Source organism: Paraflavitalea devenefica, assembly GCF_011759375.1.
In the GTDB taxonomy this organism is placed as follows: Bacteria; Bacteroidota; Bacteroidia; order Chitinophagales; family Chitinophagaceae; genus Paraflavitalea; species Paraflavitalea devenefica.
Map to the genome: position 1 here is coordinate 1,088,108 of NZ_JAARML010000001.1, position 20,213 is coordinate 1,108,320.

Sequence of the window (20,213 nt, forward strand, 5' to 3'; positions counted from 1 at the left end):
AATGATTGATTACTGGAAGAGGGTTACACCTCTCCGGTTTCGGCTTCAACAGTTACTAATTCCCTGCCCGTTCTGAAGCAGGTCCCTTTGAATATGGCTACCGGCTGGTTGTTTTGGTTGGTGACCTCAATGAGGTACAGCCCCGTACTGCGTCCATTGTGTATTTCCCTTGCTTCGGCCGTAAAGATGTCGCCCGGCTGACCTGCTTTGGTAAAGGTGATGGAAACATCCAATGCCATGGAGAGGTTGTTCCGGTTGTTACAGGCAAACGCAAAGGCACTATCCGCCAGGGAGAAAGCGATGCCGCCATGTATAACCCCAAAGCCATTGAGCATTTCTTCCCGGAGGGTCATTTGCAGTTTACTGTATCCTTCGCGCACTTTTATTACCTGTATGCCCAGCCACTGGCTAAAGGCATCGTGTTCCATCATTTTGTTAACGACCTGTACTGCCAATTGATCTGCCTGCATGTTTTGATGTGCTTAAGTGAATTGATTATTTGCCGCTGAAGAGCGGTGTTCTTTTTTCCAGGAATGCATTGACCCCTTCTTTGTAATCATCTGTAAGGGCGGCCTGTTGCTGTAACTGGTCTTCGAGGGCCAGTTGTTGCTGGTAGTTGTTGGTGAAAGATTGATTGAGGGCCTGCTTGATGAGCGCCAATCCCTGCGTAGGCATTTGCGCCACCTGCCGGGCAAGCTGTAAGGTATCGGAAGCAAATCCATCGCCTGCTATCACTTTGTAGATCATGCCCATGCGCTCGGCTTCTTCGGCTGTTATTTTATCGCCCAGCATGGCCAGGGCCGATGCCTTTTGCCAGCCTATCAGGCGGGGCAGGAAGTAAGTACCGCCGCTATCGGGTATTAAGCCCAGTTTGGAAAAAGCCTGTATGAAGGAAGCTGTTTGCGCGGCCACGACGATGTCGCAACACAAGGCGATGTTGGCGCCGGCGCCGGCAGCTACACCATTTACAGCAGCAATGACCGGTTTGGGTATTTTGCGAATGCGGTCAATGATGGGATTATAATGTTCACTGAGGATCTGTGCCATGGTGGGCCCATCGGAAGCTACAATTTCTGCCAGGTCCTGGCCGGCACTAAAGCCTTTTCCGGCGCCCGTAATGTATATGCAGCGCACCTCCTGCATGGAACCACATTTATCCAACTGCTGCTGCAGCAATAAAGCCATTTCACGGTTGAAGGCATTGAGCTTATCGGGACGATTGAGCGTAATGATAGCTACGTTGTTGTCAAGTTGAAAAAGAACAGAAGACATGGATGTAGATTGAGGAATAAAATTAGGTAAGTTTTAATGGCATTTAAAATAGTCGAAAGGTTCCTGGCAGTCGTTACACTGGTACAAGGCTTTACAGGCAGTAGAGCCAAACTCACTGATGCGGCGGGTATTGTAGGAACCGCACTGCGGACAAGCCACTGCTTCGTCTTCGGCAAACAGTTGGGTATTGCACACCTGCTGAACCGGATTGGGAGGAGCTATTCCGTAAGCTGCCAGCTTTTGTTTGCCTGCCTCACTCATCCAATCGGTGGTCCAGGCAGGGGATAGTACCTGCCTGATGGTTACTTTCCTGTACCCGTTTTCCAATAACAGCAGGCGTATGTTGATGCTGATGACATCCATGGCCGGGCAGCCACTGTAGGTAGGCGTGATAGTGACGATTACTTCATCGTTGTTGACTTTCACATCACGTACGATACCCAGGTCGATGATGGACAGTACCGGGACTTCCGGATCAGTGACCTGTTCCAGGAGTGACCAGATGGATGATATGTTTGTTGTGGTGGTCAATGTTCAACAGTATTACCATTCAGCGCCGGGATAGGCGCGCTGCATGTATTGCATTTCGGCCAGGATGTAACCCAGGTGTTCTGTATGCCGGCCGGATTTACCGCCGGTATGCATATAGGTTCCCTCCCCTAAAGGGGAGGGCAATGGTAATGTAGCCTCTTGTAAAACTTCCTGCACTTTATTCAGCCAGGATTGTTGTAAAGCAGCTACGTCCACGCCTGTTCCTTCAGCAGCAGCGGCTGTTTCATAATCAACCGGTATAAAGAATTCGCCGGTATAGCCCCACCATTCTCCCAAGGCCTTTACCATACGTTCGTGGCTTTCTTCTGTTCCATCGCCCAGGCGGATGACCCACTCACTGCTCCACCGCAGGTGGTAGGTGACTTCTTTCAAGGATTTTTCTGCTATGGCTGCCAGGGTAGCATCCTTTGACTGTTGCAGTTGCTGGTACAACAAGTATTGGAATACACTGAAGAAGAATTGTCGCAGGATGGTTTGTCCCCAATCGCCATTGGTCAGCTCTGTGAGCAGGCAGTTTTTAAAGGAACGTTCATCACGCAGGTAGGCGAGGGAGTCTTCGGAAGCCTCCCCCCGGCCCCCTCCGGTGGAGGGGGAGTTAGAATCAGCCTGGTTTATTAACGTGGCGGCGTATTGATAGAAGCTGCGGGCCTGTCCAATGAGATCCAGTGAAATGTTAGTAATGGCAATATCCTGCTCCAATACCGGCCCATGACCGCACCACTCGCTGTTACGCTGTGAGAGGATGAGGGTATTGTCGCCCAGGTGGAGGATATAATTGATTAATGACTGGTTCAATCGTTATTGTTTAATGTTCAATGTTCAATACAAGCGCCTACATGTGCTTCAGTTCATCGGGCAGGTCATAGAATGTAGGATGGCGATATACTTTATCATTGGCAGGCTCATAGAAAGCGCCGGCATCATCGGGATTGGAGGCATGGATATGTTTGCTTTCCACTACCCAGATGCTGATGCCTTCTGAACGGCGGGTATATACGTCCCTTGCATTTTCAATGGCCATCTGCGCGTCGGCGGCTTGTAGACTGCCCACGTGCTTGTGATCAAGACCTTGTTTGCTACGGATGAAAACTTCCCACAGCGGCCACTCTGCGGAAGCTGAGGTTCCTGAAGTGAAAGGTCCGCCACTCTCTTCAGGAATGTCACCGTAATAGTATTTTGTTATCCTTAAGTTCATTATTAATTATTTATTACTGATTATTGGGTTGCTGAGGCTTTAGCAGTCTTTAAATATTTTATGTAGCTGTTTAGGTCTTTAAGACAAGTTTTATATTCTGTATTTATTTCTTTTAGTATTTCGTCACTTATGTACCCATCGTCAAATGCAATGATCATGTGATCCATGGTTTCGGTTAAGGAGCCTCTTGCCTGCCTGCAAAATTGGATGTTTTCCTGATGATGAAATCTTCCGAATCCTTCTGCCAGGTTAGCTGTAACAGATCTGCTCGAATTAAGTACCTGTGCTTTTAACCTGTATTCTTCATTACCTGGAAACTTCTGTCTGACAACATCTGATATTCTTTTTCTGAACGATCTGCAGGCCTTGTAAACCGGTAGATCGTAAAAATGATCATACGTAGCCATCGAAATAATTAATAATTATTAATCAATAATCAAGCGACCCGCTTCTCTTGTTTCATTTTCCGTTTTTCGGCGTGGGCGGCGGCGGCATCGCGGACCCAGGCGCCATCGTCCCAGGCTTTGCGGCGGGCTTCGAGGCGCTGCTTGTTGCAGGGGCCATTACCTTTTACCACATTCCAGAATTCCACCCAGTCAATTTCTCCAAAGTCATAGTGGTCCTTCTGTGCATTCCATTTGAGCTCAGGGTCGGGCAGGGTGATGTTTAATATTTTGGCTTGCTCTACAATCATGTCTACAAACTGCTGCCGCAGCTCATCATTGCTCTTCCGTTTTATTTTCCAGGTCATGCTTTGATCGGAGTGGGTTGATTCACTGTCTTTAGGGCCAAACATCATTAAGGAAGGCCACCACCAGCGGTCGATAGCGTCCTGGCACATGGCGCGTTGTTCGGGTGTTCCTTTAGAAAGCACCAGCAATATGTCGAATCCCTGGCGCTGGTGAAAGCTCTCTTCTTTACAGATACGCACCATTGCCCGGGCATAAGGTCCATAGGAAGTACGACAGAGCATTACCTGGTTGAGGATAGCCGCTCCATCCACCAGCCAGCCAATAGCGCCGATATCGGCCCAGGTAAGCGTAGGATAGTTAAAGATGGAAGAGTATTTGGCCTTGCCGCTGTGCAGGTCCTCAATGGTTTGATTACGGGTAGTGCCCAATGTCTCTACTGCCGAATAGAGATATAAGCCATGGCCGGCCTCATCCTGTACTTTGGCCAGCAGGATAGCCTTGCGTTTGAGACTGGGAGCACGCGAAATCCAGTTGCCCTCCGGCAGCATGCCTACGATCTCACTGTGCGCGTGCTGGCTGATCTGACGCACCAATGTTTTGCGATAAGCATCAGGCATCCAGTCTTTGGGCTCTATTTTGATTTCCTGATCGACTTTATGCTGAAAAAGTTTTTCCAGTTCCTGCACAGACATGGTGACAATTTTAGTGTTTCAAAGGTAATTTATTATTTGCAGTCGCGCTAACGGTTGTTAGCTTATTGTTTTGTTGTATTTTGTGTGCTGAAGCAGCAGAAAAATGTGCTGAAGTGTCGAATCAATATACCAGGAGGAAATCCCGGCGGGACCGTTTAAAGGGCCGGTTTACCCACTGATAGTCAACGATTGTACTGATCTGTTTGTTAACGATTGCCGACCATGGAGCATCTACAGGATCCTGATTATGCGTATATAAAACCTTTGCTGCAAAAGGTAGCAACGGGCGACCAGCGTGCGTTCCGTGAACTGTACCATACTTTCCATAAAAGACTGCATTATTTTGCTTTTGCCCTGGTGAAGACGAAGGAAGCTGCTGAAGAGATCGTAGAAGATGTTTTTATCCGGTTATGGAGCCAGCGGGCAACGATTACCCAAATCAACAATTTAAAGATCTACCTGTATACGGCCACCAAGAATACGGCCCTGAATTATTTATCGAAGAAGGCGCGGGAGAGTATGGTGGAGCCCTTTGATGATATTGATATTGCCTTGCAGGAAACCAGTATTTCGCCGGAGCAAATCATGATCACTACAGAAACGTACCAGCAGATCAGGCAGGCAGTAGAAGCTTTACCACCCCGTTGTAAGATGATCTTCAAGCTGATCCGCGAAGATGGCCTGAAGTATAAAGAGGTCTCCGAAATTCTGAATATCTCCATTAATACGATAGACGCGCAGATGGCCATCGCCGTACAGCGGATTGCCGATGCCGTGCGTAAAGACTTTGAAAAATTTCCCCGGTCGAAGTCTACCTCCTCTAAAAAAATATAGGGTTCATTACCCCCGGAAACTGCCATTTTTACAGTAAATTTACCTGTAAGAACGAAGGATCATTATGTGCAAATACCTGTTTATACCAGCCAATGGCGACTTTTGTTTGGTCTCTCCCAGCAGGAGAACAGGCCTGCAATCCTCTTTTTCATCCACCAAAAAGCTTCTTCACTTTACGTTCGGTTTACTTTCAGTTTACTTTCGGTTTGCCTTCAGTTTAGTTACCGGTAGCTTGATCTATGCTTAATCCATGGCTGATCCATACCTGATCTATGGAGTATCTATAGGTAAGGGCGGCCTGTCCTGCGTCTTATCCTGACGTTAAGGGTCCTATAGAAAAATGACAAAATTGCAGTTTCCCTTTTCTTCAGAAACCTATAAAAATTTTAACATTGGCTTAGTAGATGGCTTTAAAAAGTTTGTCTTTTATAGCAAAGCTTGCTATTTGATGCCGCACCAGCGTATTTATGAATTGATTGCCCGTAAGTTGTCAGGCGAGGCTACAGCCGCCGAACTGGAAGAGTTGCATACCTGGCTACAGGAGCATGGCGGCGATCAATATGTTTACGATGTTCTTTCTTCCTACTGGCAACAGCATCCCAACCTGTTTTCCGAAGAAGCGAATGATGAGGAAGAAAGGTTCCAGCGCATCCTGCAGGCAAGCCCTCCCCCAGCAATAACCACTTTACCAGACAGCTCAACTATTCCGGCCAGGATTTTCCCTTTACGCCGCTGGCTTTCTTATGCAGCCGTGGTAACAGCCCTGGCAGGCAGTGCTTTTGCTGTTTACTGGTTCAGTAAAAGCAGGCCGGATACGCCTGCCGATGCACTGGTCCGCAACCAGCCGATGAGTGAGGTGGTGGCAAGGCCCGGCAGCCGTTCGAAGCTGGTATTGCCGGATGGCACACAGGTGTGGCTGAATGCGGAGAGCCGCATCACATACCAGCACAATTTCAATACAGATCAGCGTGAGGTGAACCTGGAAGGGGAAGCTTTTTTTGATGTAACCCATGATGCCAGCCGGCCCTTTGTTGTACATACTTCCGGCATTGATGTGAAGGTGCTGGGTACGGCTTTTAATGTGAAGTCATACGCCGCTGATGCCACGATAGAAACCACTTTGTTGAGGGGCTCCATTGAAGTAGTGAAGAAGAATGACCCCGCGGCGCCGAAGGTGATCCTTCGCCCACATGAGAAGCTGGTATTTAATAAAGAAGAACTGGGCGCCGATAAGGATATGATGAGCAGTAAGCCTGCTTCGGCTGACGTCCTGCCCCAACGGCCGGCTATTTCGGTTACGATGCTTCCTCAGCATAAGCCCGACAGTATTATTAAAGAGACTTCCTGGATGTATAATAAACTGAATTTCGACGGGGATAGTTTTGAAGAACTGGCAGCCAAGATGGAGCGCTGGTATGATGTAAAGATCACGATCCATAATGAGAAGCTGAAACGCTCGCGCCTGAAGGGAAGTTTTGAGACGGAAACGATCAGGCAGGCGCTGGAAGCGTTGAAGCTGACTGTACTGTTTGAGTATGAGATGAAGGGAAGGGAGATTGAGATAAGGTGAGCGGCAATCGTGAATCGGCAGTCGGCAGTGCGTTTGCTTCGATAAAAAAGAAAGGGATGTATTAAAAGTTTGCTTGCAAGGCCTGGATGCCCTGTTGGAGCGGGGTATTTGGGAGCCGGCTATATAAGATAAAATGGGACCCTGTTGGAGCAGGATCCCGTTAAGGCAGTAACAGAAACCTGGAACAGATCTGGTAAATCGACCGGGGTTCTGATTTGATCACCTTAAAGCGTAAATATATGAAAAAAAGTACGCCTCCCCGGAGGAGGTATGCACTCGCCCCATCGCTCTTTAAACTGTTACTGATTATGAAGATGACCTTCTTCCTCATCGTGTTAAGCGTTTGCCAGGTACACGCTCATGTGTATGGTCAGGGCAACATTACACTGAATCTGCAACAGACTTCAATTGACAAGGTTTTAAACAAGATTGAAAAGACAGGCGGATTCAGGTTCCTGTATAATTATGACCTGAAGGCACTGAAGAAGAAGGTAAATGTGGATGTGAAGAATTCCAGCATTAAGGAAACATTGGATAAGGTGCTTTCCAATACAGATCTCACTTACAAACTACTGGAGAATAACCTGGTAGTGATTATTTCGCAAACGCAGGAAAAGCAGGCGATCCGCATTACCGGTAAGGTAACAGGCCCCAATAACGAACCGCTTTTTGGTGTGTCGGTACAGGTAAAAGGTACCACGACCGGAACTTCTACAGACAATGCAGGAACGTATAGTATTACGGCTGAAGAGAATGCTACCCTGAGGTTTTCTTATATCGGCTACCTGGATAAGGAAGTGCCTGTGAACGGGCAGAATGTGGTGAATGTAGAGTTGGCCCCTTCCGATAAACCACTGGACCAGGTAGTGGTGGTAGGTTATGGCAGCCAGCGCAAGAAGGATATTACCGGCGCTGTTTCGGTGATCAAGTCAAGCGATTTTGAAAACCGGCCGATCGTGAGCGCTGCTGCGGGATTGCAGGGACAAGCTGCCGGCGTGAATGTATTTGCTTCTTCCGGTAAACCCGGCTGGGGCCTTACCGTGAGTGTGCGTGGTAATACTTCCTTGACCGCCAAGAATGATCCGCTGTATGTAGTAGATGGCGTGATCGTGAATAGCATTGATTTTATTAACCCACAGGATATTGAAAGTTTCTCTGTGTTGAAGGATGCGTCTTCGGCCGCTATTTATGGCGCCAGCGGCGCTAATGGTGTGGTGCTGATCACTACCAAAAAAGGTACATCAGGCAAGGCCAAGATATCCGTGAATGCCTATACCGGCTTTTCCAATTTTGCCAAGAAGATTGATGTGCTGGACAGGGACCAATACCTGGCCCTGGTACAGTCTATGGGTTATACTGATCCTAACAATAATAATACCGACTGGCAGGATGTAGCTTTTGGAACCGGTAAGGAACACAATGTACAGGTAGCCGTTTCCGGTGGCAATGCCGGCAACCGTTATTATGTATCGGGCGGTTATCAAAAGCAGCAAGGTGTGGTAGCCCCTGCCGATTATGACCGTTATTCAGTACGCGCCAACCTGGAGAATAAGGTGAAGGACTGGCTGAATGTAACTACGAACCTGACTTATTTAAGATCAGAGTTCGTTGACATTACTGATAATGCCGGTGGCGCCAGGGGTGGTACGATCCTTTCCACGCTTAGCTCACCTCCCACCCTGGGCATTTATAAACCAGATGGCACTTATACTTCGAATGTAAACCAGGGTAGCTGGGAAAACCCGGTTGCCATGGCTTTTGGCGCCGATCAGAAGAGTATTGATAACCGTGTGCTGGGCAATATAGCGGCTGACTTCAGGATTATACCGGGTTTGAATTTCCGTTCCAATTTTGGCATCGAATCACAAAGCAACCGTTGGGACAAGTTCCAGGACCCCTATATGACCGATTATGGCCGGAGTGTAAAAGGAGTGGCTTATAGTTCTTCCACTCAACGGTTTGTATGGCTGTTTGAGAATACCCTGAATTATACCAAGCAATTTGGTGATCATAGTTTAACCGCTTTGGTGGGCCACACGATGCAGGAATCCGATTATAAGTACAGTTATGCAGAAGGCCGTGATTTCCCCAATGCATCGGTACGTACGTTGAATGCGGCCAGGTTAAGGATCAGCCTGCCTACCACCGAATCGCAATGGAGCAAGCGTTCTTACCTGGCACGGGTGAATTATTCGTACGGGGATAGGTATTTACTAACCACCAACCTGCGTTATGACGGATCATCCCGCTTCCCTTCCGATGAACGCTGGGGCTTGTTCCCTTCCGTAGCCGTAGCCTGGCGTATCAGCAATGAAGATTTTATGGCCAACAATACTTTTTTCTCCGACCTGAAGCTGCGCCTGGGATGGGGTAAAACCGGTAATGATGCCATTGGCGATTATGATTATTATGGCCTGTTTACCCCCAATGGCGCCGGTGGATTTACTTTCGACAATCTTCCCAAGGATGAGCTTACCTGGGAAAAGACCACGCAAACGAATGTGGGCATAGATGCGAGCTTTTTGAATAACCGCCTGAATGTTACGATTGATGGTTATATTAAAAAGACGAATGACCTGCTGGTAGCTGTGCAACCGCCACCCTCTTCCGGATTTGGCAGCCAGACTTATAATGTAGGTTCTATTGAAAACAAAGGTGTGGAGCTGGCCGTGAATGCCGTTGCTGTGAATGGCAAAAGTGTGAAATGGAATGTTAACGGTAATATTTCTTTCAACCGTAATAAGGTTACCAGCCTTGGTGAATTCACCACGAGCATTCCTTATGGCAGTGTGTATGAACGCGGCAATGCGATCCGTGCAGAAGCCGGCAAGCCATTAGGCTCTTTTTATGGTTATGTATCAGAAGGAGTGGACCCCACGAATGGTATGATGAAGTATGCCGACCTGGACAAGAGCGGCGGTCTTTCTGATGGCGACCGTACTTATATTGGTTATGCCCAACCCGATTTTATTTATGGCCTGACCAATACAGTAAGCTATAAGAATTTTGAGCTGAATGTGTTTTTCCAGGGCATACAGGGAAATGATATTTTCAATGCCTCCCGCATAGAAACAGAGGGTATGTATGATTCAAAGAACCAGAGCACAAAGGTGTTGAGGCGTTGGACCGCATCCGGACAGATCACTGATATACCCCGTGCTACCGGTGGTTCTGCCGGAGCGCCCCCGGATTATTCAAACGACTATAATACATTCGTATCCTCCCGTTTTGTAGAAGATGGTTCTTACCTGCGATTGAAAGCGCTTACGCTGAGCTATAAGTTTGGCAATAATTTGTTGCAAAAGGTTGGCATGAGCCGTATGAGTGTTTATATAACCGCCCAGAACCTGTTTACGATCACGAATTATTCAGGCTTTGATCCTGAAGTGAGCCAGAACAGTCCCAACGGGCCAGCGATGGGTATTGATTACGGAACGTATCCTCAATCCCGCTCCTTCATTTTTGGCGTGACCGCTGATTTTTAATTTAACTTATTAAAGCAAGAGCTATGAAACGCTTTTCATTATATATAGCAGCAGGGTTGGTTGGCATGGCCAGCTTCACCTCCTGCACAAAAGATTTCCTGGATAAAAAGCCTATTTCCGATGCTATTCCGTCGGGCATCACCGCAGAGCCTTTACTGGAAGGCGCCTATGCGGGTATTTATGATGAGTATTTCACGCTTGACTTCCTGGTAAACGGGGATGTGATGGCCGACAATGCTTATGCAGGCGGCGACAATGCCGCTAATTTCAGTATTGATGAATATACCGTAAACTCCAATAATGGTAATGTGAAGCGCGACTGGACTTACCTGTTTACGAATATTAAGAACTGCAATATTGTGCTGTCTTATGTACCGGAGATCACAGACCGATCATTGACAGAAGCACGGCGCCAGGAGATATTGGGCGAAGCCTCTTTTTTAAGGGCCTGGTATTATTTTAATGCGATCAGGAGCTGGAAAGAGATACCCATTATCCTGGATGTTCCCGGCACCGTGAATGAGATGTTCCCTTCCAAGAAACCAGCCGATTCGGTATACGCCCTGATTATCAGGGACCTTGAGTTTGCCTTATCGAAGGTGCGCGAAACGGTGCCCAATAAAACACTTATTGGCAAAGGAGCTGTGAACGCACTGCTGGCAAAGGTGTATGCACAGAAGCCCAACCCCGACTGGAGTAAGGTGGTGCAGTATTGTGATGCAGTAACTGCCCTGGGCTATGACCTGATCCCTAATTATGCAGACCTGTTCCTGACAGCTACCACAAATAGTGTGGAAGCTATCTGGGAAACACAGTATGACGGCACTGTTCGCCAGAACTGGCTTACAGGAATGAATACCCCTTTTATGTGGGGCGACTGGAAGAAGTTTAATATTCCTTCGCATACCGTAGTGAAAGCCTGGGATGCAGAAGGTGACAATGTAAGAAAGAATGCCAGCATTACTTATGTAACACCTTCCTGGTCGGATGACCACTGGCCTAAACCAATACCCGTGATCTATAAATACCGTGACCCGGATGCCAAGAGCCATACTTTCCGCCTGCGGTATGCCGATGTCCTGTTGCTGAAAGCAGAGGCATTGACAGAATTGAACCAACTGGACAATGCTACCGGCGCCCAGTTTTATGTGAATAAGGTAAGGCAACGTGTAGGCCTGGGCCCAACACCCGCCACTACACAGGCTGTCTTAAGGCTGGCCGTGGAAAAGGAACGTCAACTGGAACTGGCTTTTGAAGGCCACCGGATGTTTGACCTTATCCGTACAGGCCGCGCTGTAGCGGTGATGAATGCGCAGGTAGACGGGAATGGAAACCCATTGAATTATAATGTAACGGAAGATGAGTTGTATTTCCCGATCTCGCAGGATGAGATTGACAGGAACCCGAATATTAATAAGTAGCGAATAAACCTTATAGTATACATGCAATCCCGAATCCTTTTTCTCCTACTGCTTACCTGGCTGGGCGGTTGTTCCGGCAAGGGAGATGATAATGGAGGTACCAATCCTCCTCCCAATCCGCCGGCCGGCAATCCTGATGTGGCCGCCTGGATGACTACCGGTGATCAGATGGCCCTGTTGCAAAAACAAACTGTGGTGCTTTCTTTTGGTACTACCGCCAATGTGTATCCCTTTATTGATGTAGACAGTACCCAGCAATACCAAAGCATAGATGGATTTGGCTATACACTTACCGGCGGCAGCGCGTATGTTATTAACCGGCTGGATGCTACTGCAAAAACCAACCTGCTGAAGGAGTTGTTTGGCAATACAGAGAATGCGATCAGCGTGAGCTACCTGCGCCTGAGCATTGGCGCCTCTGACCTGAGCGCTTCGGTATTCAGTTATGATGATATGCCCGCAGGTCAGACAGATGTGAACCTGGACCATTTTAGTCTTAACCCTGATAAGACTGACCTGATCCCCTTGCTGAAAGCCATCGTTGCGATCAATCCTGCTATTAAGTTCCTGGGCAGTCCATGGAGCCCACCAGTATGGATGAAAGATAATGGCAGCTCTGTTGGCGGCAGCCTGAAACCGGAGTATTATGGCGTGTATGCTCAATATCTTATAAAGTATATCCAGCAGATGAAGGCGGAAGGTATTACGATTGATGCCATCACCCCGCAAAATGAACCGCTACATGCGGGCAATAATCCCAGCCTGTATATGACGGCTGCCCAGCAAGCTGATTTTATTAAGAACCACCTGGGACCAGCCTTCCAGGCAGCCGGCATCACCACAAAGATTATTGTGTATGATCATAATTGCGACCGGCCGGATTATCCACTGGCTATTTTAAATGATGCCGCCGCCAAAGCTTTTGTACATGGTTCTGCTTTTCACTTGTACGCAGGCGATATCAACGCCCTGACACAGGTGCATAATGCCCATCCCGACAAGCAAGTGTATTTTACCGAGCAATACACAGCCTCCAATGGCAATTTTGATGGCGACCTGAAGTGGCACTTAAAGAATGTGGTGATTGGCGCTACCCGCAACTGGAGTAAAACAGCCCTGGAATGGAACCTGGCCAATGATGCCAGTTTCGGTCCTCATACACAAGGCGGCTGCACCACCTGTAAAGGAGCATTGACGATCGGTGGAACTGTTACCCGCAATGTGGCTTATTATATTATTGCCCACGCTTCCAAGTTTGTTCCCCCAGGTTCTGTACGGATTGCCAGTAATATTACCGGCAGCATACAGAATGTGGCTTTCCTGACCCCGCAGGGCAAAAAGGTGCTGATCGTATCGAATGATGGCAATGCCCCGGAGACTTTCAATATCCGGTTTAAAGGAAAGTGGGTGACCCATTCACTGGCTCCGGGCGCGGTGGCGACGTATGTGTGGTGAGGCTTTATGAAGTTTAACGGGATCTGCATCTAATGAGGGATGCGACTCTTATTCCCTATTTTATTACTGATGGCCTGCAATGACCCGGAAAACCCGGTTGCTGCAGGCCATCCTTTGGGGGCCTCTACGGCCAACTCCAAAACAGATACCCTGATCCCCAATACCGCGAAGGTGATCCATGTGTTTGTAGCCCTTTGTGATAATAAAAACCAGGGTATTGTACCGGTACCAAAAACAATCGGTAACGGGCAGGATGCCGCCAGTAACCTGTACTGGGGCTGCGCCGGTGGTGTGAAAGGATATTTTAAAAAGCAGCCAAACTGGAAGTTGATGAGCACCACCAAGTCTGTTTCGAGTATTATTTTAGAACGGTGTGTTTTTAAACATACCAGTTATAATGCGTATATCGTGGCCGATGCTTATGATGGCGCCGCTATTAAAGCCTGTACTATTGATTTTTTCAATGCTGCCGCCGGCAGGAATAACCAATCCTTAGCGGTACAGGGTACTACTCTTGGCATTGGCGGGTCGGCCCAATTGATTGCTTATACCGGGCATGACGGACTGATGGATTTTTCCCTGCCCGATTACCCTGCCAAATTACATGACACGAAACGGGAAACAATTATACTGGCCTGCATCAGCAAACGGTTTTTCAGTGAGGGTATCCGGCAGGCAGGCGCTACGCCGTTGATCTGGAGTACCGGTTTAATGAGCCCGGAAGCCTATACACTGGAAGCCAGTATTGCCGGATGGCTGGCCCAGGAAACACCGGCACAGATACGGCAACGCGCCGCAGCGGCCTATGACCGTTACCAGCATTGTGGTGTGAAAGCCGCTTCGCGGTTATTAGTTACAGGATGGTAGAATGGGCCAGAGGCCCAGCAATAGCCTCACTCGCCGGAGGCGAGCGAGTGAGGTGATAGAAGTTAACCTTTCCGGGCAAGGGTTACAGCACCGGCAATGATGGCAACAACGCCTGCTCCCATCATGATGTAGGCGCCGGTAGTGTTTTCTTTGTCTTTAGCTGTGATCTCAAGGTCACCGATCTTTATATCGGCTTTGTTGTTGTCTAATTTCTGGTAACCGAAGTAGCCAAGCAGGATCCCTCCTACCAGCAATACGATACCTAATATGCTACGCATAAGCTGAAGTTTACCCATGTGATGCAAAACACGTACCCCGGTAAGCACTATGCATCATGGCCTTATGTACGACCCACCTTCTTCAAAAAGAGGTGACCCTTTTTGCAAGGAGCCACCTCTTTGTCATTGCGCAATACCCTGCCCGTTTATTTCAGGGTAAGTGCTGCTTCTTTCACTTCCTGTGAATTGGTGCCTACAAACACACGAAAGTCGCCGGGCTCTGACACCCATTTAAGGTCTTTATTGTAAAACTTGAGGTCTTCTACCGTAAGGGTAAAGCTTACTTCTTTGCTTTCTCCTTTTTTAAGCGCTATTTTCTGAAAGCGGCGCAGCTCTTTTACAGGCCTTGTAATGCTGCCTACCATATCGCGGATGTAAAGCTGCACGGTTTCCTCCCCATCGTAGTTGCCGGTATTGGAGACTGTAACCGTGACCTGTAATTTATCGGCCGCCGTGATGGACGATTTACTCAGTTTTATGTCACTATAACCAAATGAAGTGTAGCTTAGCCCAAATCCAAAAGGATATAAGGGCGTGTTGGGTACATCGAGGTATTTGGTGGTGTATTTCTGGTTCTCATCAAAGGGACGGCCTGTATTCTTTGCGTTGTAGTAGATAGGTACCTGTCCTACATTCCGGGGGAAGGTCATGGTGAGCTTACCGGAAGGGTTGGCTTCACCAAATAACACTTCTGTAATAGCAGGGCCTGCCTGTGTGCCGGCAAACCAGGTTTCGAGAATGGCATCCATGTTCTGATCTTCCCAGGAAAGGGTGAGGGGGCGGCCGTTCATTATTACCAGCACGATGGGCTTGCCTGTTTTTTTGAGCGCCTTCAGCAGTTCAAGCTGGTTATCCAGCAAACCGATCATGCTGCGGCTGGCCGCTTCGCCACTCATGCCAAATGCTTCTCCTAATACCGCTACTACCACATCTGCCTGCTGCGCCGTTTGTACTGCTTCGGCTATTAACTGATCGGGTGTTTTTTCATCGGAGGCTATTTGTCCGTCATGATCATTGAGCCTTTTGCGCAGTGCAGGATCATCTACCAGGTTGGCGCCTTTGGCATAAAGGAATTTACCGGCGCCAAATTTCTGCTCCAGCGCCGACCAGATGCTGATGGCTTTTTTCCAGTCGCCCGCGCCGCTCCAGCTACCAATGAGGTTACGCTGGTCTTTTACGAGGGGACCAATGAATGCAATTTTCTTTGCTGCATTGAGGGGCAGTACCTGGTTGGCATTTTTCAGGAGCACCATGCTTTTGATAGCCGCTTCCTTACTGAGCAATAGTTTCTCTGCACTCATGATCTGCGTACTGTTGCGCGTTTCATTGACGTAACGGTAAGGATCGTCAAATAACCCCAGTTTGTATTTGGCTTCGAGCACACGGCGGCAAGCGGCATCTACGATGCTTTGCGGTACTTTGCCCGACTTTACGAGGCCAATACCATGCTGCAGGAAGATCTCACCCACCATGTCCATGTCAACCCCTGCATTCAGAGAGAGTTCACCTACTTTTTTGGCGTCGCCCATGCCATGCGCCATCATTTCATTGATGGCGGTATAGTCGGTCACGATCATGCCTTTGAAGCCCCATTGTTTGCGCAGCAGATCGGTCAGTAACCATTTGTTGCCTGTAGCCGGTACACCTTCTATTTCATTGAAAGCCGTCATTACGGTGGCCACGCCTGCCTCTACAGCCGCTTTGTATGGCGGCAGGTATTCATTGTACATTTTAAGCCGGCTCATGTCTACGGTATTGTAATCCCTTCCTGCTTCAGCAGCGCCGTATAAAGCAAAGTGTTTTACACAAGCCAGTAAGGTATTGTCTTTGGAAAGGTCTGTACCCTGGTAGCCTCTTACCATGGCTTTGGCCATTTGGGCGCCCAGCCAGGGATCCTCACCGGCTCCTTCACTTACGCGGCCCCAGCGGGGATCGCGGGCAATATCCACCATGGGAGAGAAGGCCCAGTTTAATCCATCGGCCGTGGCTTCATCAGCAGCAGCGCGGGCGGTGCGTTCTACCAACGCGGGGTCCCAGGTGGCCGCCAGGCCAAGCGAGATGGGGAAGATGGTGCGGTGCCCATGTATCACATCATACCCAAAGAGCAAAGGAATTTTTAAGCGCGTTTCTTTCACCGCCATGTCCTGCAGCTTGCGTACCGCCACAGGAGTATAGGTGTTGAATACACCACCCACAAGTCCTTTCTTTATTTTTTCTTCCACGCCCTGGCTTAAGAGAGGGCCTGTAACATCGAACCCTACGGAAGGCAGGTTGAGCTGACCAATTTTTTCCTCCAGCGTCATTTTCTGCATGAGGGTGGTGATGAACTGGTTCATTTTTACTTCCTGTGCTACCTGTGCATTGGCCTGCAAACCTGTTACCAGTGCAGCTATTGCTAATAATTTTCTGAACATATAATTTGGTTTAGCATTTTTATTTTTTTCCCGGCCCTTTAGGGCCGGGCTATAGGGCTGCACTATTTTATTAAATAAGGCTGTATGGCTTTTTGCCAGATGGTATATCCTTTGGCATTCATGTGCAGCTTGTCATTTACATATAAGCTTTCGTTGGGCTTGCCGTTTTCCATCATTAGTTTAAATACATCCACATACGCTGATTTACGTTGCCTGGCGAGATAGTTCTTAATCAGGCGATTGGCCTGTACCAGTTTCTGGTGAAACTTTGTCCGGCTGGGACTTGGCTTCATGGCTACATATACCACCGGTACCTTCGGCATTTTCCGGCGGATGAGGGTAAATAGTTTTTCGAAACGGGTAAAGACTGTTTTGGCAGTGATGGTATCGGAAGAAGCGATGTCATTCTCTCCGCAATAGATGACGATCTCTTTGGGCTGATAAGGAAAGATGATGTCATCCGCATAGTGTATCACATCGGGCAAGGTAGAGCCGCCGAAACCCCGGTTGATGATGGTGTAACCGGGAAACCAGGACTGTACGTCGGGCCATAAACGGAAAGAAGAGCTGCCTACAAAGAGAATCGCATTTTTAGGGGGCGGCTGCAGGCTGTCCTGTTTTTTAAATGCTGTTATTTCATTCCAGAATGCGTCTTGTGCGTGAAGCTGCACAGTGGCTATGAAGAAAGTAAGAAGAAGAAACAATTTTCCTGAGCCGCAGAGTCCCCTTCGGGAGACTCTTCGGGGAATAGAATAAGAGACGCTGCGGTGAATAGTTAATGAAGGGAGCAGGGATCGTTTTACCTGTTGCATGTTTATTTTTTATGTGACCTTTTGGTTGTTATTCCACTTTTATGATATGGGCTTTTTTGGAAACCCCATTCTCATTGACAGACTCTATACAAAAGTAATAGGGCAAGGTTTTGTCCATGCCTTTAAAATAGTATTCATTGGCATTGTGCACCATGATGCTGTTGTACCATTTACCGGGCCCGGTGCCAAAGTAAATGTTGTAAGCATAGGCATTGTCTACCGGCGACCATTTGATCCAGGCACTGCGTTTATCTTTTTCTGTGCGCAGTACCATAAAGGTTTTAACCGTATCGGGTTTATGGCCGTTGCCATTGCCAAAGACCCGCAAACCACTGACCGCAAATTTGCCTGCGGGCATGTGTATGTTCTCCAGTTTGATGAACCTGGCCTGTACAGGCTGCGGCAATTCTATGTAGTCATGGGGCACATCGGTTTTGTTGTTGCTTTTATCTGTCAGCAGTTTCCATTTTTTTCCATCTATTGAATGGTAGAGCTTGTACTGATGGTATAGCCCAATGGTTTTCCCCAGGAAAACGGTGTCCATTTCCTTTGGAAAGGTTACATCCTGATCGGCATAGTTGATCTGTATAGCATTGATGGTACTGGTATTGCCCAGATCGGTCTGGATCCATTCTCCTTTACCGGCTGTGGCAGCACTCCAGTAAGTTTTGATGTTTTCATCTACTGCATAGTTGGCATAATAACTACCGAGGGTAGAAGATACGGTGACGGGTTTGTTGTAGTTGAGGAGCATCCAGCCGGTGAAGGCCCCCGACCCGCCAGCAGAAGCAGGCAGGTGATGAGGATAATCGCCAAATGTTGTATTGCACCACATGACGCCGTCTTTATCAAAGCCGGCAGGCCATATACCAATCCTTCTTTCGAAGTTGTTTTTTACAGAGATGGCCACCGTGGAAGTATGCCACCAGTTTTTGTTGTTGTCCTGGAAGGTACTGCCATGGCCGGCGCCACGGGCAAAGCCGCCGGGCTTATAGCTGAAGGGATCAGGCTGCGGCGTAAAAGGCCCCAATGGATGATCGCCTACCACCACTCCATCTGCATAACCGCTGAATTCGGTACCAGGCGCCCCATACTGCAAATAATATTTCCCCTTGTGTTTTGTCATCCAGGCACCTTCTATAAAAGGATCGAGGAAGGTATTGTCACTGTATTCACCAAAGCGCTGCCAGCCATAATGCCAGTCTTCCAGCAGGTACATTTCCTTACGCGTACCAATGGGCTGCAGGGTTTTCCTGTTTATTTCAACGCCATATAAAGGATACCTGTTGCTGCTGCCATTGTACATGTACAGCTTTCCATCGTCATCTAAAAAGAAGTCAGGATCCCAGCCACCTATGTCAAAAGAGTCCACCGCTTCCTTCCATTGGTTGCCTTTGGGATCGGTGCTCATCCAGATGGGGAAGTTTTTGGAATAGGTGGAGCCAAAGACCAGCATGGTATCGCCCATGACCCATACGGCAGGTGCGCACAGATCGTCATATACCTTATGCCAGGGCTTGAGGAATTTACGCGCTACAAAGTTCCAGTTACTGAGGTCGCTGCTCCACCAGTAGCCCCACTGATTGGTGGAGAAGAGGTAGTAATCACCTTTGTAGGTGACGATGACGGGATCGGCGGTGGCGCGGTGCCTGCCCCATTCACTGAAGTTGGGAATGGGCGTGTAGCCGTAGTCAACGTTGATGGGATTACAGTAGGTGGCCTGTTTTGTTTGAGCCTTCACTGTTCCGCAGAGTCCTATCGCCACGCACAGCAGCCACGCAGATAGAGACGCTGCGGAGAATCTTTTATTCATCCGGATACTTTTTCTGATCATTTTAATGCTTCATCTTTTTCTTTTTCCAGGAAGTTGGATGATTCTTCCAGTCCTCCCGAAGCCGCCTGCAGCAAGGCCTCATCCGGTACTACCGTTAAGGGAACGGTACTGGATTGAGACGGTTCATTGTACGGTATATTCGAGCTCCTGTTGTAGCAGGAGATCAACGACCACCTTGCTTTATCAGAGAGGTTGGCTTCGGAGCGGTGCAACAGGTTACTGTGAAAGAACAAGGCATCGCCGGGCTGGATCTCAACATATACCAGTTCCATTGTTTTCAGCGCCAGGTCTACATAGTGTTGGGAAGCGCCTACCTGTTCACCAGCAAAACCATGTTCAATACGCCCCATTTTGTGGGAGCCTTTTATTACCTGCAGACATCCGTTCTGTTTATTAGCTTCGGTGATGGCGATCATGACCGACATCATCTGATCGGGGTAGAGGAATTCGTTTTTATACCAATAGCCATAATCCTGGTGCCATTCCCAGGCGCCACCTACTTTCGGCTCCTTTTGCATGAGCTTGGAGTGAAAATGACAAACAGGGGCATCACCATCCAGCAGCCAATCTACCGACTCTACCATTCTTCTGCTTTTGGTGAGCAGTCCGTAAGCATCATTACCCGGCGTATACCATAAGGTGAGCTTTGTTTTTTTGCCGGACTGGTCATTGAGGTCAAAAGCATGCTTTTTTACTGCTTCATCCCCTGTGGCAATACCGTAGAGCTTATCTACTTCGGGTGCCGATAAAAAGTTTTGAACGATGACATAGCCGTCCCTGTTATAGGCGGCAATTTGTTCGGGTGTTAATTGAAAGTGTGCCATAGCAAGCCATTTTAAT

The 20,213-nt window shown here is 48.3% G+C and carries 18 protein-coding genes; 6 read left to right on the forward strand and 12 right to left on the reverse strand.

Features of this window, described 5'->3' with window-relative positions; all coding sequences use genetic code 11:
- Positions 1-23: 23 nt before the first annotated feature.
- Genes paaI through paaA form a run of 7 tightly spaced genes read right to left on the reverse strand, consistent with a single transcriptional unit; the run spans position 24 to position 4,403 of the window.
- Positions 24-470 carry a hydroxyphenylacetyl-CoA thioesterase PaaI gene (paaI, locus tag HB364_RS04355; protein ID WP_167286662.1) on the reverse strand — a complete coding sequence of 149 codons (447 nt, stop codon included), beginning with the start codon at positions 468-470 and terminating at the stop codon, positions 24-26.
- A 25-nt stretch (positions 471-495) separates the two neighbouring features.
- On the reverse strand, positions 496-1,272 hold the full coding sequence (locus HB364_RS04360) for an enoyl-CoA hydratase-related protein (protein ID WP_167286663.1): 777 nt from the start codon (positions 1,270-1,272) through the stop codon (positions 496-498).
- 33 nt (positions 1,273-1,305) lie between these two features.
- A complete protein-coding gene (gene paaD / locus HB364_RS04365; RefSeq protein WP_167286664.1) occupies positions 1,306-1,803 on the reverse strand; it encodes a 1,2-phenylacetyl-CoA epoxidase subunit PaaD in 498 nt (165 codons plus the stop codon).
- Between the two features lie 12 nt (positions 1,804-1,815).
- Positions 1,816-2,619: a 1,2-phenylacetyl-CoA epoxidase subunit PaaC gene (paaC, locus tag HB364_RS04370; RefSeq protein WP_167286665.1), complete on the reverse strand. Its 804-nt coding sequence runs from the start codon at positions 2,617-2,619 to the stop codon at positions 1,816-1,818.
- Between the two features lie 37 nt (positions 2,620-2,656).
- Positions 2,657-3,019 carry a 1,2-phenylacetyl-CoA epoxidase subunit PaaB gene (gene paaB, locus HB364_RS04375; RefSeq protein WP_167286666.1) on the reverse strand — a complete coding sequence of 121 codons (363 nt, stop codon included), beginning with the start codon at positions 3,017-3,019 and terminating at the stop codon, positions 2,657-2,659.
- Positions 3,020-3,039: 20 nt separating this feature from the next.
- Complete coding sequence (locus HB364_RS04380) at positions 3,040-3,426, reverse strand: four helix bundle protein (RefSeq protein WP_167286667.1); 387 nt, start codon at positions 3,424-3,426, stop codon at positions 3,040-3,042.
- 29 nt (positions 3,427-3,455) lie between these two features.
- A complete protein-coding gene (paaA, locus tag HB364_RS04385; protein ID WP_167286668.1) occupies positions 3,456-4,403 on the reverse strand; it encodes a 1,2-phenylacetyl-CoA epoxidase subunit PaaA in 948 nt (315 codons plus the stop codon).
- A gap of 222 nt (positions 4,404-4,625) precedes the next feature.
- Between paaA and HB364_RS04390 the strand changes: the two genes are divergently transcribed.
- From HB364_RS04390 to HB364_RS04415, 6 genes are all read left to right on the forward strand, one after another.
- Positions 4,626-5,237, forward strand: coding sequence for an RNA polymerase sigma factor (locus HB364_RS04390; RefSeq protein ID WP_167286669.1), 612 nt, complete (start codon positions 4,626-4,628; stop codon positions 5,235-5,237).
- A gap of 448 nt (positions 5,238-5,685) precedes the next feature.
- Positions 5,686-6,807: a FecR family protein gene (locus HB364_RS04395; protein ID WP_246228416.1), complete on the forward strand. Its 1,122-nt coding sequence runs from the start codon at positions 5,686-5,688 to the stop codon at positions 6,805-6,807.
- Between the two features lie 239 nt (positions 6,808-7,046).
- Positions 7,047-10,292 carry a TonB-dependent receptor gene (locus tag HB364_RS04400; RefSeq protein ID WP_167286671.1) on the forward strand — a complete coding sequence of 1,082 codons (3,246 nt, stop codon included), beginning with the start codon at positions 7,047-7,049 and terminating at the stop codon, positions 10,290-10,292.
- 23 nt (positions 10,293-10,315) lie between these two features.
- Complete coding sequence (locus tag HB364_RS04405) at positions 10,316-11,713, forward strand: RagB/SusD family nutrient uptake outer membrane protein (RefSeq protein ID WP_167286672.1); 1,398 nt, start codon at positions 10,316-10,318, stop codon at positions 11,711-11,713.
- Between the two features lie 21 nt (positions 11,714-11,734).
- Complete coding sequence (locus tag HB364_RS04410) at positions 11,735-13,168, forward strand: glycoside hydrolase family 30 protein (protein WP_167286673.1); 1,434 nt, start codon at positions 11,735-11,737, stop codon at positions 13,166-13,168.
- A gap of 39 nt (positions 13,169-13,207) precedes the next feature.
- Positions 13,208-14,035: a hypothetical protein gene (locus HB364_RS04415; protein WP_208419844.1), complete on the forward strand. Its 828-nt coding sequence runs from the start codon at positions 13,208-13,210 to the stop codon at positions 14,033-14,035.
- Positions 14,036-14,097: 62 nt separating this feature from the next.
- Here the strand turns inward: HB364_RS04415 and HB364_RS04420 are convergent, their stop codons facing one another.
- From HB364_RS04420 to HB364_RS04440, 5 genes are all read right to left on the reverse strand, one after another.
- Entirely contained in the window at positions 14,098-14,313 is a 216-nt protein-coding gene (locus tag HB364_RS04420) for a DUF3185 family protein (RefSeq protein WP_167286674.1), read from the reverse strand.
- A gap of 146 nt (positions 14,314-14,459) precedes the next feature.
- Positions 14,460-16,727 (reverse strand): beta-glucosidase BglX, encoded by a 2,268-nt coding sequence (gene bglX / locus HB364_RS04425; protein ID WP_167286675.1) that lies wholly within the window; start codon positions 16,725-16,727, stop codon positions 14,460-14,462.
- Between the two features lie 62 nt (positions 16,728-16,789).
- A complete protein-coding gene (locus HB364_RS04430; RefSeq protein WP_167286676.1) occupies positions 16,790-17,539 on the reverse strand; it encodes a GDSL-type esterase/lipase family protein in 750 nt (249 codons plus the stop codon).
- A gap of 28 nt (positions 17,540-17,567) precedes the next feature.
- Positions 17,568-19,352 carry a family 43 glycosylhydrolase gene (locus HB364_RS04435; protein WP_167286677.1) on the reverse strand — a complete coding sequence of 595 codons (1,785 nt, stop codon included), beginning with the start codon at positions 19,350-19,352 and terminating at the stop codon, positions 17,568-17,570.
- Positions 19,353-19,369: 17 nt separating this feature from the next.
- Positions 19,370-20,197 carry a phytanoyl-CoA dioxygenase family protein gene (locus HB364_RS04440; protein WP_167286678.1) on the reverse strand — a complete coding sequence of 276 codons (828 nt, stop codon included), beginning with the start codon at positions 20,195-20,197 and terminating at the stop codon, positions 19,370-19,372.
- Between the last annotated feature and the right edge of the window lie 16 nt (positions 20,198-20,213).

Bases quoted from the DNA above. Each gene is read 5' to 3' on its own strand.
- paaI (WP_167286662.1), bottom strand. From the start codon at position 470: ATGCAGGCAGATCAATTGGCAGTACAGGTCGTTAACAAAATGATGGAA.
- HB364_RS04405 (WP_167286672.1), top strand. From the start codon at position 10,316: ATGAAACGCTTTTCATTATATATAGCAGCAGGGTTGGTTGGCATGGCC.
- HB364_RS04400 (WP_167286671.1), top strand. From the start codon at position 7,047: ATGAAAAAAAGTACGCCTCCCCGGAGGAGGTATGCACTCGCCCCATCG.
- HB364_RS04435 (WP_167286677.1), bottom strand. From the start codon at position 19,352: ATGAATAAAAGATTCTCCGCAGCGTCTCTATCTGCGTGGCTGCTGTGC.
- HB364_RS04430 (WP_167286676.1), bottom strand. From the start codon at position 17,539: ATGCAACAGGTAAAACGATCCCTGCTCCCTTCATTAACTATTCACCGC.
- HB364_RS04360 (WP_167286663.1), bottom strand. From the start codon at position 1,272: ATGTCTTCTGTTCTTTTTCAACTTGACAACAACGTAGCTATCATTACG.
- HB364_RS04415 (WP_208419844.1), top strand. From the start codon at position 13,208: ATGCGACTCTTATTCCCTATTTTATTACTGATGGCCTGCAATGACCCG.
- paaB (WP_167286666.1), bottom strand. From the start codon at position 3,019: ATGAACTTAAGGATAACAAAATACTATTACGGTGACATTCCTGAAGAG.
- HB364_RS04440 (WP_167286678.1), bottom strand. From the start codon at position 20,197: ATGGCACACTTTCAATTAACACCCGAACAAATTGCCGCCTATAACAGG.
- HB364_RS04410 (WP_167286673.1), top strand. From the start codon at position 11,735: ATGCAATCCCGAATCCTTTTTCTCCTACTGCTTACCTGGCTGGGCGGT.
- paaA (WP_167286668.1), bottom strand. From the start codon at position 4,403: ATGTCTGTGCAGGAACTGGAAAAACTTTTTCAGCATAAAGTCGATCAG.
- HB364_RS04420 (WP_167286674.1), bottom strand. From the start codon at position 14,313: ATGCGTAGCATATTAGGTATCGTATTGCTGGTAGGAGGGATCCTGCTT.
- HB364_RS04390 (WP_167286669.1), top strand. From the start codon at position 4,626: ATGGAGCATCTACAGGATCCTGATTATGCGTATATAAAACCTTTGCTG.
- HB364_RS04395 (WP_246228416.1), top strand. From the start codon at position 5,686: ATGCCGCACCAGCGTATTTATGAATTGATTGCCCGTAAGTTGTCAGGC.
- HB364_RS04380 (WP_167286667.1), bottom strand. From the start codon at position 3,426: ATGGCTACGTATGATCATTTTTACGATCTACCGGTTTACAAGGCCTGC.
- bglX (WP_167286675.1), bottom strand. From the start codon at position 16,727: ATGTTCAGAAAATTATTAGCAATAGCTGCACTGGTAACAGGTTTGCAG.